This is a genomic window from Bacteroides reticulotermitis JCM 10512, assembly GCF_000517545.1.
Taxonomy (GTDB): domain Bacteria; phylum Bacteroidota; class Bacteroidia; order Bacteroidales; family Bacteroidaceae; genus Bacteroides; species Bacteroides reticulotermitis.
This window is the reverse complement of record NZ_BAIV01000016.1, coordinates 1-17,503: the sequence shown is the minus strand read 5'-3', so window position 1 is coordinate 17,503 and position 17,503 is coordinate 1. Positions and strand designations below refer to the sequence as shown.

Genomic DNA, 17,503 nt, shown 5'->3' with positions numbered 1-17,503 from the left:
CAGAAGAAAAGGGCAAGCGTTTCCGCATTGCCCTTTAATCGTTTTTTACAATATAAAAGTTCAGCGAGGAGGCTTTTGAGTCCGCTCGCTCGTAATTACATCTGTTTATAATCTTTAGCCAATCCGCCTTCGCTCGTTTCTTTATATAGAGAAGGAAGATCGTGTCCCGTCTGCTTCATGACCTGCACAACCTTGTCGAAAGAAACCCGATGAATGCCGTCGGTAAAAGTAGAAAAGAGGTTTGCGTCCAATGCACGGGCGGCAGCATATGCATTTCGCTCGATGCAGGGAATTTGAACCAGTCCGCAAACCGGGTCGCACGTCATTCCCAAGTGATGTTCCAGTCCCATCTCGGCTGCGTACTCTATCTGTGCCGGACTACCTCCGAACAGCTGGTTGGCAGCGGCCGAAGCCATTGCACAAGCCACACCGACTTCACCCTGACAGCCCACTTCGGCTCCTGAAATAGAAGCGTTGTGCTTGACGATGTTGCCGATCAATCCTGCAGTAGCCAAAGCACGTAGGATACGTATATCGCTGAAATTGCGGCTTTGTTGTAGATGGTTGAGCACAGCGGGCATTACGCCGCATGAGCCACAAGTGGGAGCTGTGACGATTTTGCTCCGGAAGCGTTTTCTTCACATACGGCAAGTGCGTAAGCGAATACCAGACCGCGCGACTGCAAAGACTGTTTGTAGCCCGTAGCACGTATGTAATAAGCGGCAGCCTTTCTGCGTAGGTTTAGCGGGCCGGGAAGAACTCCTTCCGCTTCCAATCCACGGGCAATAGCTTCCCGCATCGTAGTCCATACTTCCGCCAAATAATCCCATATATCAGAGTTCTCGCACTCTTTGACATATTCCCAGTAGCTTTTTCCGGTACGTTCGCACCAATCGAGAATATCTGTCATCTGATTCATCTCATACACCTCGGGACTCTCGATAGATGGCGAATCATTGTCTTCGGCTAGTGCTCCGCCTCCAACGCTATACACAGTCCAGCCTTCGGTCTCTTTGCCTTCCGCGTCAACTGCCTTAAATGTCATGCCGTTGGGATGGAAGGGGAGAAATATTTTCGGTTGCCAGTCTATTTCTACCGGTGCGCAAGGTTGCAGCGTATCGTTGATCGCTACATCCGTCATGTGCCCTCTTCCAGTGGCAGCCAAACTTCCATAAAGTGTAACCTTGAACGACGCAGCTTCGGGGTGACGTTCCAAAAACATTTCCGCTGCTTTACGAGGGCCCATGGTGTGGCTGCTCGAAGGTCCCGTACCGATACGATATAATTCTTTAATTGATTTCATAGACTGTTTCCTCAACTTATTAATACCATTTTTTCTTTCTAAAATACAAATATACAATAATCCCTATGATAGTCATAAGGAGCCAGGCAAATAGGTAGCCGTACCGCCAATCGAGTTCGGGCATATTCTGGAAATTCATTCCCCAAACTCCTACGAGGAAGGTGAGCGGAATGAAGATTGTCGAGACCACTGTAAGGCGTTTCATGATGTCGTTCATCCGCAAGTCATTGTTCGAAATGTAGAGATCGACTAGTGACGAGAGTGTTTCACGGCAAATCTCGATTGTTTGAAGCACGAATTGCAGGTGATCATTCACATCGTTGAAAAAGGCGCGATTCACTTTGTGCATCAATAAATTCTCGGCACGCAGCAGTTTTACATATTGTTCTTTCAATGGGAGAACCGCTTTCTTCATACTCATATACTGGCGTCGGAGCGACTGTATCTCGACTCCGATATCATTCCCGTCGGAAATAGTGAGCAACTTTTCTTCCAAGTCCTCTAATTCGTCGTCGATTGAAGATATGAGCGATATATAATTTCCGATAATGCTATTCAATAAGACACTTAGAAGGTAATCCGTTTGCCTTCCCCTTATTTTGAGAACATTGTTGCGCAGGGCCACCGTTACTTCATCGAAGAAGTCGGATTCATGTTCAAGGAAAGTAAGCACGTAGTTGCTTCCCAGAATAATACAAACCTGCTGACGGTTCAAGTCATTCGCTTCGTCCTCATCTTCCGGACCGCCGTACCTGAATATTTTCAGGATGAGCACAATGTACTTATCGTGTTCCTCTATTTTAGTGAGATGATTCGCATTCAGAATATCTTGTAGAACGAGAAAGTCTATTTCAAACTGACTACAGACTTCGCGGACTGTTTCGGTGTCTTTCAAACCATGTATTTGCAACCAATTCACCTGCTCGTTGTTCAGCGTGCCGCTGATCTCTTGCAAAGAAGAACCCGATGCTTCCTGCATTTCGGTAGCATTGTAGGTGCAAAGATGGAGATGGGTAGGAGTCTGGCTGACTCCTGTGTAAACGAGCTTTTCGCTCAGCAGGTTATTTCTCATGTTTTATTCTCCTAAAATTTAGAAAACCACTCCTACAAAGGTAATGGTTTTCTAAATGAGAACAAGTCTCGCGACTATTTTGTTTGATTTTATACCAAGTCCACCACGGTGATCCCTGCACCTCCGAACTGTACATGTTCGTCGGCGAAGTGACGAACTCCCGGCACTGTATCGAGATATTGCCGGATCAATGTCCGTAGGGTTCCGGTGCCTGTACCGTGTAAAATACGGACTCGATCCATACCTACCAGAACGGCATCGTCGATGAAGTAAGTAACTGCCTGTAAAGCTTCATCTCCTCGCATACCTCTCACGTCGATGTCTTGCTTAAAGTTAAGCTTTTTCTCATACATCTGATCGTGTGTCTGTGTGCTGACAAACGTACTCTTAACTCCTTCCTGCGGTTTAGGTGCAGCATTGCTGCGTTCCAACCGGTCTAACTTGACAGTCGTTTTAATACTACCGAATATGATTGTTGCATTTTTACCGTTGATTTCGGAAATCTTCCCGATGGCAGTCTGCCCTTTAATTTTCACATAATCGTCAACTGCGATGGGCTTAGCTTTAGGAGCTGCGGCTTGCGTTGAGGCCACCTTCGGATCAGGGGATTTCTTGTTTTTCTTCCGGTCCTGTTTCTCTTTAAGCTTCTCCATCTTCCGAGCCATTTTCTCTTCATGTTCTTTGGAGTCCTGTTTCTCCATGGAAGCTCGGAAGTCATTCAGTTCTTGACGTATCAGTCGGGTTTTCTCCTTTTCCGCTTGCGCCTCCTTGATCGTTCGAATGGTGTTCTCAATCCGGGCATTCGATTCCTGCAACAGGCGTTCGGCTTCTTCTTTCGCCTGGCGGAGAATCTCTTTCCGTGATTTTTGCAATTCCTCCATTTCGCTCTGATAGCGGGCTATGGTCTCCTCCATTTGCTTTTCACGTTGGCGTATTGTCTGGCGTTTGCCTTCCCAATAACGCTTGTCGCGTACAATGTCCTGCAAGTATTTGTCGGCATTGATATACTCGCTACCCACAATTTGGGAAGCATCCGCAATTACATCTTCCGGCAAACCGATTTTTCGGGCAATCTCTACGGCAAAAGAACTACCGGGGTTGCCAATCTGCAATTGGAAGAGTGCCTGCATCAGATGACGATCGTATAGCATAGCTCCATTAACAACTCCCTCATGATCTTCAGCAAAATGCTTCAGGTTCTGGTAGTGAGTTGTAATAACCCCGAATGTTCGCTTCTCGTTGAACCGAACTAGCACGGCTTCGGCAATGGCACCGCCAATCTGCGGTTCCGTTCCCCCTCCGAATTCGTCGATCAAAATAATACTTTTCTCATCGCAACTCTTCATCATGATTTTCATGTTGGTCAGATGCGAAGAGTACGTACTCAGATCGTCTTCAATAGACTGCTCATCGCCAATGTCAATGAAAATACTGCTGAAAAGTCCAGCATGACTGCGTTCGTGCATCGGCACCAGCATACCGCATTGCAACATATATTGTAAGAGTCCGACTGTTTTCAGGCAGACAGACTTTCCTCCGGCATTAGGACCTGATATGATCAGGATGCGTTGCTTTTGATTCAGTTCGATATCTAGCGGAACCACCTTCTTGCCATGTTTGGCTAGTGACAGTTGTAGTAACGGATGCACTGCCATCGTCCAGTCCACGAGTTGTTCATCCTCCAAAGCCGGTTTCAGGCTGCTGGTAGTAATGGCGAAATAACTTTTGGCACGGATGAAATCTATTTCGGCTAGAAACTCATACGACTGCAGTATTTCTGGGATAGTCGGACGCACTACATTGGAGAATTCCATTAGAATACGGATAATCTCTCGGCGTTCTTCTCCCTCCAGTTCGCGAATGCGGTTATTGGCTTCCACGACCTCTGCCGGTTCGATAAAAACAGTTTTTCCGCTAGCCGATTCATCGTGTACAATACCTTTTATCTTCCGTTTCAGTCCCGGAGCAACGGGAATAACCAGTCGCCCGTCGCGCATGGTAGGCGTAACGTCTTTGTCTACATATCCTTCTGACTGAGCGCTCCGCAGAATACTGTTCAGTGAACGGGAAATATTTCCATCGTACTGGCCAATTCCCGACGTATGCGTGCCAGTTCATTGGAAGCATTATCCTTTATCTTTCCGTATTTATTGAGTATCCCGTCTATTTTGCCAATCAATTGCGGAAATACGGCAATGTCTCCCGCTAGGTGTCGTAGGCTGGGGTAGGGGGAATCTCCCTCTTCCTCCTCACTTTCCTTGTGGAGAAAGCGTACGATGTCGCGTATTGTTTCCAGTGAACGGCGTAAATCGAACAATTCCTGTTCGTCGAGGTACATCCCTTCTATCCGTACTCTTTTCAAAGATGGGCGAACATCGAAGAAGAATTGATCCGGAAAGTTATCCTCTTCCTGTATGATTCGGACAAATTCAGTCACCTGGTTCAGCCATTCGTTGACCTCCGCATATTGATCGGAAAAGGCCATGTTTGTGACCCGTTCTTCGCCTAATGTGCTGAGACACTTATCTCTTAACAATTGCCTGATTTGGTCGAAACCTATTTTTTGCTCAAAATTCTGAGGGTAAATCATGTAGTTGTATCTTATTATTGTTTGCAAAAATACAATTTATTCACGAAAAAAGTATGAGAATGCTTGTATAATAAAAAATGATTTGTACCTTTGCAGCGCTTTTGGAGAAAAGCACTTCTGAAAAGGAGTTATGGAGAGGTGGCAGAGTGGTCGATTGCGGCGGTCTTGAAAACCGTTGAAGGTCATACTTCCGGGGGTTCGAATCCCTCCCTCTCCGCAAAACTGATAATCAAATAATTGTGATCAGAAAAAACTAAAAGAGGACTAAGATTTATTTCTTAGTCCTCTTTTTTTATTATGGACTAATAAAATCTACGCTTGTGTAATATACAACAAATCACTGTAGCATGGGAATTTGAGTATGAAGAACCCTTTGGGAAGGATATAATCAGATTAGTGAGTTTGTTTGTTGTTATATTTAACTTTATTGAAAATTTATTAATTAATACAGTCCCTTTTTTATATCATTATAATTGTGCTAATTTTGTCTCCTGCACAAACAAACTTTATGATATGAAATTTCTTTGCACACTTTTATCTCTAGCTATTTTAAGTCTTTTTTTCTCTTGCAACAAAAAGATAGATAATCCTAAATTGATAGAATCGCTACAGGTGCATATTGATAGTGTAGTGAAACAAGGCTATCAGATAGATAAGATCGCTATTTCGAGTAAAAGTTTTGCGGATCATGGTAAAGACGATCTGGGGTATTTGGAACATATGTTTATCTATGCAGTTGCTCCCGATTCTACAATAAAATATTTAGCTAATTTTAGTCTTTCTGGTGGCAGTGTTGACAATGAATTAATATTTCATGGATATCCAACAAATTCTTATAATAAGAAAAAAGAGATACGATATAGCTTCAAGCCCAATATGGTAGATGCACTGGCAAAGCTAGAAGATGTGAAAAAACTGATTCCGGATAATTATAAGTACGAGCATTTATTGAAGTTATCATACTTAGTGACCAAAGATGCTCAGCCTGTTTATGAGTTTAAGATGGGCTTGAAGCCCAATTCAAAAGATGTTTCGCATCCTAACGTAAAGCAAGAAGACGTAACTCATGTAACGGTTACCAACAGTACAAGAAGGCGGAAGTTTGGAATGACAGAAACCACACACAGCACCAATGTAGACAAGACGACTCAACACACGATTACTTTTTGGTTAAGGGGAGACCAAATTGAAATAATTTAAGATTATAATTACGAATTTAAACACAAACACAATGAATTTTAAACTAGTTATTCAGTTCATAATCGCTATGTCGATTATACTTTGTACATCTTGTATTGACAATTTAGGCCCGGGGTGGGAATATCAGGTAGACAACCCTTTGGATAAGGAAATTGTGATAAAAATAGATAAAAAGGAATATACCATACCTGCTCAAACGACACAGAATATCGAACTTGGACAAGGCAAACATACGTTGACATATGATGGAAGTTCAGTTAATTTTGTGACTAAGGTAAACAGTAATAAGTCGGTGACAATCATGAATCCTACGCTATCAAATTATATGTTACATGCTAATTTTTATATACGTACGAATGTTAAGAATAAAGATATATCAGCTGTTTTTGATGCAAATAGTTATGAATACAATTCAGATATAGGAACAGTAAAATTGCCTGTAAGAGTATTAAATACACTTTTTATTGAAAAAAGACATACCAACTGGTCATTCGGTTTGGAAGATGATGTGAAAGAGAAAGTAGGATCAAGCTATCCCGGGAAGAAAAAAGTCTTTCATAAACTATACAGAGAAGCGCAATATATGAAAGACCTTGCAGAAGAAATCCCTGCAGGTACTGTTTTTCCTGTCAATTCTAAAAAGTTGAGCGAGCAACCGCCCTATGTATTTCCGATAGAATCTTTGATGTCTGATTGTGATGCAGCTAACGAATTTGCTAAAAATCTGGAGAGCAGATGGAAGAAGACGATAGCCGATCCGTCAGATATATTCCAAGAGGTGGCAGCATTGGGTTTCGATACGACTGTAGAGCAAGGTCAACAATCTAAATTGGCTAAAGCATGCAGCACCCAATTCAATCCTGGGCGTGATGACAAACCATTTAAGGAAGCAATGAAGAGAATGAGTCGAGTGACTAAGTATCTGGTAGATGCCAGTAGTTTTATAGTAGAATAAACCGATAATATTATAATTATCTATATTTTTTTCAATCTGAACGAAATCAGATAACTACAAGAAAAACCTACAAGTCTATGATTTGTAGGTTTTTTTGTCTCCTTTTGCCCAATGCTAAACTTTAAAAAGTCTTTGATTATCTTTGGGGTAATGCTTTAAACTTTTTAAGATATGGTTGAAAAGATATATAGAAGTACATCGATGAGCGAGTGAAAAATGGCGCTAAGGCTCCAACTACAATTGAAGAGCTGAATGCTTATATTAGATAGTGGGATATCAAAAGTTGCAAAGGAAACCGATTCTCAGGCAGTAGAGCTAACTAAGATTCTGATCAAGCTGATGCGACTGGTAAAGCTTTGCAATAATGTATTGACGATGACCAAAGAAGGGGAAAAGGTTGCAGCCAACGATGAACTCTTGATGAAGACTCTAATGGTCATTTTATGTTGTGAGTTCAATAAAAACTATTGGGATGGCTTTGAGTCGGAGGATATTGGAAATGTAGGGGGTGGCTTTACGTTATTATTGCTGCACAAATATGGTTCGGAAAAACGCTTGGACAGCTTTTACGTAGATAGATATTTCCGAGCATTTCCGAAACTTTCTAATGATTTGCCGCCGAGTGAAGCGTTATCTTGCTACTCAATACGCACATTTGATCGCCTGTTACTACATTTGGGGCTTATCGAAGTTGAGGGAGAAGGTTATTTGGCAAGAGAAAAAGATATTATCAAAACTGAGCTTTTCGACAAACTGATAAGTGTTGTGCCGCCACGTAATATGTAATCGTCTGGGGCTCTAAAGAGGATATTCTTTTCCTGCATTAAAAGGAAGAGAAAAAATAATTCGCAGAGTATAGATAAAACTATATTATGCGAATTATTTTGCTGTTATTATAGATTTATCTATATTTGTGAGGAATGAAAAAAGTAAGATATGTACAGCGAACTATACGAAAGAACAGGACGTGACATCATCAAAGAACTGGGAAAGCGGTTTAGTGACTACCGGAAGCGGATGGGGTATACGCAAAAGGAAGTGGCGGAGAAATCCGGTTTGAGTGTATTTACTATAAGTTCCTTTGAAAATGGCTCTTCCACCGGAATTACAATGGCGTCGTTTATCAAGCTGCTTCGTTCTATTGATAGTTTAGACGAGATTGAGAAGTTATTGCCGGAACTGGCTGTCAGCCCGCGAGAAGTATTTAAGAAGCAAACCCGAAAATAGAATATGGAGACGAATGCAGTAAAGGTTAAATTGTGGGGGATGGATGTAGGCTATCTCTTATGGGATAAGAAAATGGGAGTAGCCGTTTTTGAATATGAACCTTCTTTTCTTGAGCAAGAATTGGATATAGCTCCGTTAACCATGCCTGTAAACTCACCACGTAGCCAGAAACAACTGCCGTGGACAGGCAATAAAGAAAAACTGTATCAAGGGCTTCCAGCTATGATTGCAGACTCTTTACCTGACAAATGGGGGAATTCTCTTTTTAAGGCATGGTTGCGGGATAATAATATCCCGGTAAAAAAAACGAGTCCGATAGACCACCTATCTTTTATTGGAAGTCGCGCAATGGGAGCATTAGAATATGAGCCCGCACGAAAATTAGGTGATAATTCAGCTTTTTCGGTCGATGTGCAGAGGTTGTATGAATTTGCTAAGCAAGTACTAGACGAAAGAGAAACCACAATCCTAAATCAGGAAAACTCTATTTTATGGCAGGATTTAGTAAAGATAAGTTCTTCACCAGGAGGTAAACGACCGAAAGCAATTGTCGCGTTGAATGATGTTACGGGAGAAGTTATTTCCGGTCAGGGAATAATACCGGAAGGTTTTCAGCATTATATTCTGAAATATGATGATAATTCGGTTTATCCGCTCGCCAAGTTAGAATACGTATATTACCGGATGGCGTTGGATGCCGGAATTGATATGATGCCTTCAGAACTACGCACTTATGGAAACAGAACTCATTTTCTTACCCAGCGGTTCGATCGTATAGATAACGCAAAGATACATACGCAAACATTGGCTGCAATGTCGCCAACGAGTGATAGCTACGAAGAATTATTTGCAGTAATTCGACGGTTGAATCTTCCCTACGAAGATAGCAGACAACAATATCTACGGATGGTGTTTAACATTATTGCCCGGAATGTAGACGACCATTCTAAGAACTTTTCATTTTGCATGAACCGTAGTGGAGTTTGGCGGTTATCTCCTGCATACGATTTAACGTATAGTGTGGACTTGACTGCACCCGCCTACTTAAATAGACACTCTTTGACTGTGAATGGTAAGAACGAAGATATAACCCGTGAAGATTTGGAAACAGTCGGACAGAAGAACGATATACAGGATTACAAAGCTTTGATAGATATCGTAGCGGGAGCAATTGACAATTTTGAGATTCATGCGAAGGAACTAGGTCTTGATAAAGAGTTAATTACAACCATTCATGCTGATTTTATAAAGTTACACTAGTAACATATATTTGATATACAGAAAAGTGTCTTTCTTTAGCTTATCAAAGTTTTATGCATAGGCCCACTAGATATTGGGTGGGTTTTAGGTTGCATTCAAAAGTAAAGCTGTTGTGTTTGCCTCATCTCGATCTTCTTCCAAATGGATTTTTTATGCCATTTATCGGATAAGGGTACAATAAACAAGAATAAATTCGTATTTTAAAAGAATAATATCTAGCTTTGCAGAAATATTCTTCGGGGCAGGGTGTAATTCCCTACCGGCGGTTATAGTCCGCGACTCCTCTTTATGAGGATTGATTTGGTGTAATTCCAAAACCGACAGTTAGAGTCTGGATGGGAGAAGGATAAATGTAGTAATTGCATTGTACGCAGATTAATTTCAGGATTAATCTGTACAGTGATGTAGTAAAGCACCTCCCGCATCAGCTCTGTAAGAATGATAAGTAATTTATTATTCATAAAAACGGAGTTTCTAATGAAAACAATTCAAGATTTTGGTATCAGCTATAAAGAACGTGTAGAAAATGCGATTCAGAAGTTCCAATTAGGAAAAGGGGTTTTGCTGGTCGATGACGAAGATAGAGAGAACGAAGGAGATATTATTTTCCCTGCTGCAACTGTTACGGTCAAAGACATAGCCTTAATGATTCGGGAATGTAGTGGCATTATCTGTTTATGCCTCACACCTGAGAAGAGTGAACACCTCGATTTGTATCCAATGGTAAGCCACAATACGAGTAAGAACCAGACCGCTTTTACCATTTCAATCGAAGCCAAGGACGGCGTAACTACAGGCGTTTCAGCTTCAGATCGACTTCAAACCATCCGGACAGCTGTTGCTGCAGATGCTCAACCTTCAGACTTATCCCATCCCGGGCATGTGTTTCCATTAATCGCCCAAGAGAATGGAGTATTCGAAAGGCGTGGACATACCGAAGGGAGCATCGACCTTTCCCGATTGGCGGGATTAGGAGATTCTGCTGTATTATGTGAGTTGACAAACGAGGACGGTACAATGGCCCGTTTGCCTGAGATTATTGATTTTGCAGATCGACACGATATGACCGTTGTGTCGATTGATGATATTGTAAAATACCGGACTTTGATCAATGACCGTGTGGTATTGAATGAGGTGAAAACGAAAGAATATAAGAACATATTCGTCGGATAGGTCCTGTTTGCGGAATAAGTCAATGTGAAAATATAGATCCTAAAGAATAGGAAAGCGATAGAATTGTATATATTACTATGCAACTCTATCGCTTTTTTATAACCTGAGCTCAGGTTAATACATTGGCTTTACATATTCTGTAACATCTGCATGAATTCCTCGAGATGTGCCTGATTATAGGTTTGAATCAAGGCAAATAGAGGAACGAAAACAACGATGCTGCATAATAGAGCTTTCCCCAGTGCTTCAAAATTCTGCTTTTTGAAGATAAGAGAAAGAACCCATAAAGCGTTGCAAGTTATAATGATATGAGTGATATGCGCAAATAAATTGCTTTCATTCCAAGGCATTATAAATAATCCCATGGTACCATAATAATACATCGGTAGTAAGGCTACTGATAGCCATGTGGAATTTCTCTTTACTGCGGATATCGTAAAACATATCAGATAAATAATGATAGCTACGGAACACGCATTGAAAGCCAGCCATTGGCCGATGCCTAATTTTAATATTACTAAAAAGAAATAGGCGCTATTCAGCAAGGTAAGTAACATAAAGATAGCTAGTACGATTCCGGTAATCTGTTTTTTATTATTTGAATTCATATAATTGTTTTTTTTATTATAAACACAACATTGGCTGACGAACTAGAATTCGTCAATTTAATTTTTATCTTATAAAAGACATAAAGAAACCTGTCCGGAAAGGAAATTCCAGACGCAAGGAGCATCAATCTGTGGTTTAGCTAAGATTGACTATGCAGTAATTACCAATTTAAGAATTGTGATCAAAATGTTGATTATTTAGAATTCAGGTTGCAAATATAAGTAATAATATTAGAAATTTATCAGGATATTAAAATAACTTCACTTTCATTTTAAGAGCCATATCCTTATTTGGTTGAAATATAAGATGTTATACTCAAATAGGGATAAGCGACTGTGTCGGATATAGAATACTTTCGCTTAAGAATTCTCAAGATCGACTACATAATTATGCTCTGCATGTAAGTGGATCTTATCAAATGAGATTTCATAAGGGATAATGTTACTGATATCTCCCGATTTGATATCATCAAACATCGATATCTTTTTAGAAATTTCCTCTAAAACCTCCATGGCACTCTTCGAGCTTCTTTGAATAATCGCATCTTCAACCCGGACAGCCAAATGCTCTTCGATGGGACATGTGGTGAATGCCACCCTTTCATTTTTCTCAAACTCAGCCATCTTAGGAGAGTTTTGGAATGTGCAGAAATATATTTTCTTGGTCGTGAAATCATAATAAAAGCACATCAGTCTGACATTCGGCTTCATCACTTCATCGGATGTGCTTAAGCTTGCCAAAGCTATTTGCGTACTTTCTTTCATAACCTTTTCGAATATTTTTTTACTATCCATTTTTCTTTTCACTTTAGAATTAAATAATTAGAATCTGATTGTGCATGTAAATATAGTATATAATTGCCATTATTGAAAGAGCGCGTTCCGATTATTACGGGTCAATTTAAAGATTATTGACGTATATGATCCAATTACAGCGTGCTTATACTGAATTAGCGTAAACTCATAGAAACGAAAAGCACCATAACAAAAGCGTTGTTATGATGCTTCTTTATCAGGATAAACACAAATCATTAGAAATGTGAATCTAAATGCTTCGTCTGTTATTTAAAAGAATAACTGGGAATTTAACTCCGGACGTTGATCCTGATGCCAATAAGGATATGATTTGGGTTGGCGACTGGCATCCTCCAATCGCTTCACTTGCTCTTCCGACAGATTCCAATCTATTGCGCCCAAGTTCAGCTTTAGATGCTCTTCCGTGCGAGCACCAATTACCAGACTGCACACCGTAGGCCGTTGCAGTAACCAATTGAGGGCTACCTGAGCAACTGTCTTTCCGGTCTCTGAGGCAATTTCATCTAGAACATCCATGATGTCGTATAAAAGTTCGTAAGATACGGAATTATCACGTACCGGTGCTCCTCCACGCGCTACCCGTCCGTCTTCCGGAATTGGAGTGTTTCGACGATACTTACCTCCCAAACGTCCGGCAGCTAGCGGACTCCAAACAAATGTGCCTACTTGTTGGTCTACGCCCAGTGGCATCAGTTCCCATTCAAAATCTCGATTCAAAAGCGAATAGTATGTCTGGTGAGCCACATATTTGTGCCAACCGTACTTTTCTGATATAGCCAGCGATTTCATCAGATGCCAGCCGGAGAAATTAGAGCAACCGATGTAGCCAACTTTTCCACTACTTACCAAATCGTCCAGTGCACGCAGTGTTTCTTCAACAGGCGTGTTGGCATCGAAAGCATGCATGTAATAAAGATCGATATGATCCGTGCCGAGTCTCTTCAGGCTGGCCTCACATGCTTGAATGATGTGGTAACGGGAAGATCCCGTATCATTGCGATCATTGTCACTCATCGGGAATGTGCCCTTTGTTGACAACAACATCCGGTTCCTCTTTCCTGCAATGGCCTTTCCCAGAATCTCTTCTGATAAACCGCGGGAATACACATCAGCCGTATCGAACATATTCAGTCCGGCATCCAAGCACATATCTACCATTCGGGTAGCTTCGGCCACATCCGTATGTCCCCAACCTTCAAATCCATGTGTACCGCCAAAAGTTGCGGTTCCTAATGTCAATGCCGGAACAAAGAGCCCCGAGCCGTTCAATTTTCTGTATTCCATGATCTATAATAATTAAATATATAACATTGTAACAAACTCGTAGCTATTAAGTTTACCTTTTCGTTTACCATCACTACGCATAATCAATTGCTTGATAGTGCAAAGTTAAGATTGATTTTTAAACAGAATTCTATTTGCGATAAATTCATTGGTGAGATGCAAAAGTCAGCAATTTCAAAGAGATGCATAAACAAGATAAAAACTTATAAAAAAGATTCTATTCTTTGGTCAAAAAGAGGTTGCCTACTGGATAAAACGTTAAATTTGACGAATTGAAAGCGAACGCTTATCTCATACTAGCCATGATCTAAAAAATGAAAAACTCATGAAATACAAACAATTTCTGTTTTTGCTCCTTCCATTGATTTGGTTTTCCCAACCACTTCATAGCCAAATCGAAAAAACTGGTGCCGCATCCAAAGTTGGGCGGGAAGATATAAAGAAAGAACTCCAATCCGATTATTACGAACGCTTGTACTCGAAGACCTACTATAGTTTGATAGGCCGGATGCGAGGTGACGGCTATTTGCCCGAATCGTTAACCGGTGCATACTCCGGAATGTTTCCCCGTACAACCGGCGCCTATGTACTTCTGTTGATAGAAGCGGGGCAGTATGATGCCGCAGAGCAGAATATCCGATATATATTGAAAAGTCTGGAAAACAATGATATGGAACGCATCCCAAGAGTGTTGGGGCCGGATTATAACATCGAAGATGATCAGTTTCAGATCGATGGACATGCTCATGTGGTGTTGGCATGGGCACGTTTGGCACTTGCACGAGGCCGCAACCCATTTGAAGATCAAACCTGGAAGCAAGTTCGGGCTTTGATGAAGTTTGCTACCAGTAGAGCGTTTTTCCTGCACGGGCATTGGTACGGCCATTGGTCTATCGAACCCAACTTGGTGCGTAATACGGCATTTGAACACTCCAAAGACGCACGCATGTGGGATGCCTTTGATCTGCTCACGCAAAGCTTCGTGGGTGCCGCTTTGACAGATATGATTCAAATCGCCGAAAGACAGGGCGATCCAAAAACGGCTGAACACTGGACACAGCAACTTAAACTATTATCAGATGGTATCCGTAAGAATCTGACTACCGATCATTATGGTATAACCACCTATTCCGAGATGCTTATTCCTGATGGAGACGCGGGAGTTCCATACAATGGATTGGGATGGGTCACCCTATCGCCGGTGGCTGCCGGGTGGGAGGGAGTCGAACATCAAATACTGAAAAACACGGTAGCCGTGATGAATGAGAAGTTGTTGAAACATAGCAATGGAGTAACATGGATGCCTACCGATGGGTATCCCGATGGCTCTTTTTCCAACGAAATAATAGGTAAAGGAATAGGATGGGAAATCGATTTCGCTAACTCAGAAAATGACATCAAACGCCTGAAAGAGATTCTGCACATGATTCGGATAGTCAATACCGACCACCCCATCTATATGGAAGGAGCCTGGTTGCAAGGTGATAATTACTCGCAAAACAAACGTCTGCATGAAACCGATATACCGAAAATGAAAAGCACTGTCTGGAAAGTAAAAGATGCCGGCAATGGCGAGCAGACTGCTTGGTGGTGTTGGGCTATGGCACGTTTACGAAAATCGGTAGGCCTATCCGCCCAACCGAAAAGATTCTAATAATCCGCTAATCTAACTCGTATGAAACTAAATATATTACTATCACTCGTGTTGTCTGTCTTTTGTCAGTTTTTGGTTGCCGGCAACCAGACACAAACCATTGGTAAAGAGCAATTAAGACAAATCCTGGAAACTGATGTCGAGCTAAATCGGCTTTATTCAAACACCTATCATAAACTACTCAGCCGCATGGAAGATGACGGTTATTTGCCGGAGTCATTAACCGGAGCCTATAAAGGCATGTATCCTCGCACAGTAGGAGCCTACACCTTACTAATGATCGAAACCGGGCACTATAGAGAAGCCGAGCTTACCCTCAACTATGTATTCGATGCCATGGCCGCGCATGACGAAATCTTCGTTCCCCATGTGGTCGGTAAAGAAGAAGGTAGAGGCACCATTATAGACGATCAGTATCAGAGTGATGCTCACGCCCACATGATCTTGGGATGGGCCAGACTCGCATTGGCCAGAGGAGATAGTCAGTTTGAAAAAGACACATGGCCGTATGTGAAAAGACTAATGAATAGACTTTGCGACCGGACCCTGTTCTTGTATGGAGGATGGAGTATCGAACCCGGATTAGTCCGCGCTGTAACGTTTGAGCATTCGCGCGATGGCAGAATGTGGGATGCTTTCGATCTGCTTACCCAAAGCTTTGTGGGAGCAGCTTTGACCGAAATGATTAAAATCGCGGATAAACACGGAGATAGCCGGCAAGCTTCGGTCTGGCGGGAAAAAGAAAAGATTCTTTCCGAAGGGATCAACAAGCATCTGGTCGTAGAACGAGACGGTATGCCTACATACGCCGAGATGTTTATTCCGAATGGCGATGGAGGCAACCCATACATGGGTATGGGCTGGGTTTGTTTTTCTCCCATTGCTGCCGGATGGGAAGGCGTAGGCCATCAGGTGATGAAAAACACGATGGCCTATATGGAGAACCATTACCTGCAAACTACGGGTGGCATAAAGTGGATGCCTACCGATATCTATCCGGACGGAGTTTTTGTGAACGAAGTAATTGGTAAAGGTATAGGATGGGAACTCGACTTCGCCCGGGCCGAAGCGAATTATGAAAGAGTGAATGAGATACTTCAATTAATCAAAGCGTCTAATGTAGGCAAGTCTATTTATATGGAATTCGCCTGGCTCGAAGGGAACGGATTTACTAGAAATAGCAAAATACGAAAAACCGATGTCTACCATGCAATGAACAACTCCCAATGGGTCTCGCGTGATGCCGGCAATGGCGAACAAAACACTTGGTTCTGCTGGGCAATGGCACGCTTACGTAAATCGGTCGGACTACCTGCCGAGCCTGCTGTCCACGGTTGAAAGTCAAGCTATACGTTTTAGGAATACAACTAACTTTAAAACAAGATCGAATGGAAATAAAATCACTTGCCGGAGTAGGTTTTGATGTTATCTTCAAAGCATTTGCACAAGCTTTCGCCGATTACGAGATGCAGGTTGATAGAACGCAGCTTCAAGTCATGCTAAAAAGGCGTGGGTTCCTGCCCGAACTCTCCTTTGCTGCTTTTGAGGGAGATGATATTGTTGCTTTTACCCTGAATGGTGTCGGACTCTTCAATGGAGTATTGACAGCATACGATACCGGAACCGGAACAGTCAAAGCATATCGCAAACAGGGACTGGCAACACAGATATTCCAATACTCCGTTCCTTATTTGAGAGAGAGGCATATACAGCAATATCTGCTGGAAGTCCTGCAACATAATACCAAGGCTGTTTCTATTTACACGAATCAGGATTTTGAAGTGAGTCGGGAATTTAATTATTTCATGCAGCGGAATGATGCAGTCCTTTGTGAATCGAAACAAACGGAGAACTTTTACTCCATTAGCCCCATGGATGTAGAAGCACTCGCTGCGATTCCTTATTTAGGCGATTTCCATCCCTCGTGGCAAAATAGCATGGAATCGATAGCCCGAACGGCTTCGGATTTTACTTTTCTTGGAGTGTTTGTTGGAACCGGACTTGTGGGATATTGTGTCTTTGATCCGATTTCGGGTGATGTTACGCAAATTGCAGTTGACCAGCCGTACCGAAGAAAAGGAATCGCGTCATTACTACTCGCCGAGATGCTTCGTTTAAACAAGAGTGAAAATATTAAAGTCTTAAATACAGCCATCTCGTGTGAATCGATAACAGCCTTTCTACAAGCAAAAAACATTCCCGTGAAGGGGCAGCAGTTTGAGATGATCAAGAAGATAGCGGTAAGTTCTGAATAGATATTCTTTTCATCATATTCTGCCATCTTTAGTATAAGTCAGCATACTGAATTCCTTTCTAAAAAAGATCTAGATCTTTTCAAAAAAGAACCTGATCTTTTGGTTG

Annotated in this window: 16 protein-coding genes, 1 tRNA gene, 1 pseudogene and 1 riboswitch; of the genes and pseudogenes, 10 read left to right on the top strand and 8 right to left on the bottom strand. The window is 41.9% G+C overall.

Going from position 1 to position 17,503, the window contains the following annotated elements; translation table 11 throughout:
- Nucleotides 1-95 precede the first annotated feature (95 nt).
- The 4 genes and pseudogenes from JCM10512_RS10935 to JCM10512_RS25075 form a co-directional block, all read right to left on the bottom strand.
- Nucleotides 96-1,303: pseudogene (locus JCM10512_RS10935) on the bottom strand (L-serine ammonia-lyase).
- A 19-nt stretch (nucleotides 1,304-1,322) separates the two neighbouring features.
- The gene (gene corA / locus JCM10512_RS10930; protein ID WP_044163005.1) at nucleotides 1,323-2,375 is read right to left on the bottom strand and encodes a magnesium/cobalt transporter CorA; all 1,053 of its coding nucleotides are present in this window, start codon (nucleotides 2,373-2,375) and stop codon (nucleotides 1,323-1,325) included.
- 89 nt (nucleotides 2,376-2,464) lie between these two features.
- The gene (locus JCM10512_RS10925; protein ID WP_439644373.1) at nucleotides 2,465-4,423 is read right to left on the bottom strand and encodes an endonuclease MutS2; all 1,959 of its coding nucleotides are present in this window, start codon (nucleotides 4,421-4,423) and stop codon (nucleotides 2,465-2,467) included.
- Nucleotides 4,424-4,431: 8 nt separating this feature from the next.
- Complete coding sequence (locus tag JCM10512_RS25075; RefSeq protein WP_439644372.1) at nucleotides 4,432-4,992, bottom strand: MutS2 family protein; 561 nt, start codon at nucleotides 4,990-4,992, stop codon at nucleotides 4,432-4,434.
- Nucleotides 4,993-5,097: 105 nt separating this feature from the next.
- Between JCM10512_RS25075 and JCM10512_RS10920 the strand changes: the two genes are divergently transcribed.
- From JCM10512_RS10920 to ribB, 7 genes are all read left to right on the top strand, one after another.
- A tRNA-Ser gene (locus JCM10512_RS10920) sits at nucleotides 5,098-5,182 on the top strand.
- A gap of 101 nt (nucleotides 5,183-5,283) precedes the next feature.
- Complete coding sequence (locus JCM10512_RS10915; RefSeq protein WP_044163001.1) at nucleotides 5,284-6,165, top strand: hypothetical protein; 882 nt, start codon at nucleotides 5,284-5,286, stop codon at nucleotides 6,163-6,165.
- Nucleotides 6,166-6,196: 31 nt separating this feature from the next.
- Nucleotides 6,197-7,120 carry a hypothetical protein gene (locus tag JCM10512_RS10910; RefSeq protein WP_044162999.1) on the top strand — a complete coding sequence of 308 codons (924 nt, stop codon included), beginning with the start codon at nucleotides 6,197-6,199 and terminating at the stop codon, nucleotides 7,118-7,120.
- A 252-nt stretch (nucleotides 7,121-7,372) separates the two neighbouring features.
- Nucleotides 7,373-7,906: a hypothetical protein gene (locus tag JCM10512_RS10905; protein ID WP_044162997.1), complete on the top strand. Its 534-nt coding sequence runs from the start codon at nucleotides 7,373-7,375 to the stop codon at nucleotides 7,904-7,906.
- A 150-nt stretch (nucleotides 7,907-8,056) separates the two neighbouring features.
- The gene (locus tag JCM10512_RS10900; RefSeq protein WP_044162995.1) at nucleotides 8,057-8,347 is read left to right on the top strand and encodes a helix-turn-helix domain-containing protein; all 291 of its coding nucleotides are present in this window, start codon (nucleotides 8,057-8,059) and stop codon (nucleotides 8,345-8,347) included.
- A gap of 3 nt (nucleotides 8,348-8,350) precedes the next feature.
- Nucleotides 8,351-9,607: a type II toxin-antitoxin system HipA family toxin gene (locus JCM10512_RS10895; RefSeq protein ID WP_044162992.1), complete on the top strand. Its 1,257-nt coding sequence runs from the start codon at nucleotides 8,351-8,353 to the stop codon at nucleotides 9,605-9,607.
- A gap of 228 nt (nucleotides 9,608-9,835) precedes the next feature.
- Nucleotides 9,836-9,958, top strand: a riboswitch (FMN riboswitch).
- Between the two features lie 126 nt (nucleotides 9,959-10,084).
- Nucleotides 10,085-10,780: a 3,4-dihydroxy-2-butanone-4-phosphate synthase gene (gene ribB, locus JCM10512_RS10890; protein ID WP_044162991.1), complete on the top strand. Its 696-nt coding sequence runs from the start codon at nucleotides 10,085-10,087 to the stop codon at nucleotides 10,778-10,780.
- Nucleotides 10,781-10,908: 128 nt separating this feature from the next.
- Here the strand turns inward: ribB and JCM10512_RS10885 are convergent, their stop codons facing one another.
- The 4 genes from JCM10512_RS10885 to JCM10512_RS10875 all read right to left on the bottom strand — a co-directional run bounded on the left by JCM10512_RS10885 (nucleotide 10,909) and on the right by JCM10512_RS10875 (nucleotide 13,488).
- On the bottom strand, nucleotides 10,909-11,388 hold the full coding sequence (locus JCM10512_RS10885; protein ID WP_044162989.1) for a hypothetical protein: 480 nt from the start codon (nucleotides 11,386-11,388) through the stop codon (nucleotides 10,909-10,911).
- A 360-nt stretch (nucleotides 11,389-11,748) separates the two neighbouring features.
- Nucleotides 11,749-12,153 (bottom strand): pyridoxamine 5'-phosphate oxidase family protein, encoded by a 405-nt coding sequence (locus JCM10512_RS10880; RefSeq protein ID WP_158332211.1) that lies wholly within the window; start codon nucleotides 12,151-12,153, stop codon nucleotides 11,749-11,751.
- Between the two features lie 38 nt (nucleotides 12,154-12,191).
- The gene (locus tag JCM10512_RS24835; protein WP_369346468.1) at nucleotides 12,192-12,275 is read right to left on the bottom strand and encodes a DUF6856 family protein; all 84 of its coding nucleotides are present in this window, start codon (nucleotides 12,273-12,275) and stop codon (nucleotides 12,192-12,194) included.
- A gap of 178 nt (nucleotides 12,276-12,453) precedes the next feature.
- Complete coding sequence (locus JCM10512_RS10875) at nucleotides 12,454-13,488, bottom strand: aldo/keto reductase (protein WP_044162985.1); 1,035 nt, start codon at nucleotides 13,486-13,488, stop codon at nucleotides 12,454-12,456.
- Nucleotides 13,489-13,813: 325 nt separating this feature from the next.
- On the opposite strand from JCM10512_RS10875, the gene JCM10512_RS10870 reads away from it, so the two are divergent.
- Genes JCM10512_RS10870 through JCM10512_RS10860 form a run of 3 tightly spaced genes read left to right on the top strand, consistent with a single transcriptional unit; the run spans nucleotide 13,814 to nucleotide 17,397 of the window.
- The gene (locus tag JCM10512_RS10870; protein ID WP_044162983.1) at nucleotides 13,814-15,142 is read left to right on the top strand and encodes a glycoside hydrolase family 15 protein; all 1,329 of its coding nucleotides are present in this window, start codon (nucleotides 13,814-13,816) and stop codon (nucleotides 15,140-15,142) included.
- A gap of 21 nt (nucleotides 15,143-15,163) precedes the next feature.
- Complete coding sequence (locus tag JCM10512_RS10865) at nucleotides 15,164-16,480, top strand: hypothetical protein (RefSeq protein WP_044162981.1); 1,317 nt, start codon at nucleotides 15,164-15,166, stop codon at nucleotides 16,478-16,480.
- A 50-nt stretch (nucleotides 16,481-16,530) separates the two neighbouring features.
- On the top strand, nucleotides 16,531-17,397 hold the full coding sequence (locus JCM10512_RS10860) for a GNAT family N-acetyltransferase (RefSeq protein ID WP_044162978.1): 867 nt from the start codon (nucleotides 16,531-16,533) through the stop codon (nucleotides 17,395-17,397).
- The last annotated feature ends 106 nt before the right edge of the window (nucleotides 17,398-17,503 follow it).

Bases quoted from the DNA above. Each gene is read 5' to 3' on its own strand.
- JCM10512_RS10895 (WP_044162992.1), top strand. From the start codon at position 8,351: ATGGAGACGAATGCAGTAAAGGTTAAATTGTGGGGGATGGATGTAGGC.
- ribB (WP_044162991.1), top strand. From the start codon at position 10,085: ATGAAAACAATTCAAGATTTTGGTATCAGCTATAAAGAACGTGTAGAA.
- JCM10512_RS10860 (WP_044162978.1), top strand. From the start codon at position 16,531: ATGGAAATAAAATCACTTGCCGGAGTAGGTTTTGATGTTATCTTCAAA.
- JCM10512_RS10900 (WP_044162995.1), top strand. From the start codon at position 8,057: ATGTACAGCGAACTATACGAAAGAACAGGACGTGACATCATCAAAGAA.
- JCM10512_RS10905 (WP_044162997.1), top strand. From the start codon at position 7,373: ATGCTTATATTAGATAGTGGGATATCAAAAGTTGCAAAGGAAACCGAT.
- JCM10512_RS10875 (WP_044162985.1), bottom strand. From the start codon at position 13,488: ATGGAATACAGAAAATTGAACGGCTCGGGGCTCTTTGTTCCGGCATTG.
- JCM10512_RS10885 (WP_044162989.1), bottom strand. From the start codon at position 11,388: ATGAATTCAAATAATAAAAAACAGATTACCGGAATCGTACTAGCTATC.
- JCM10512_RS10880 (WP_158332211.1), bottom strand. From the start codon at position 12,153: ATGAAAGAAAGTACGCAAATAGCTTTGGCAAGCTTAAGCACATCCGAT.
- corA (WP_044163005.1), bottom strand. From the start codon at position 2,375: ATGAGAAATAACCTGCTGAGCGAAAAGCTCGTTTACACAGGAGTCAGC.
- JCM10512_RS10865 (WP_044162981.1), top strand. From the start codon at position 15,164: ATGAAACTAAATATATTACTATCACTCGTGTTGTCTGTCTTTTGTCAG.
- JCM10512_RS10910 (WP_044162999.1), top strand. From the start codon at position 6,197: ATGAATTTTAAACTAGTTATTCAGTTCATAATCGCTATGTCGATTATA.
- JCM10512_RS10870 (WP_044162983.1), top strand. From the start codon at position 13,814: ATGAAATACAAACAATTTCTGTTTTTGCTCCTTCCATTGATTTGGTTT.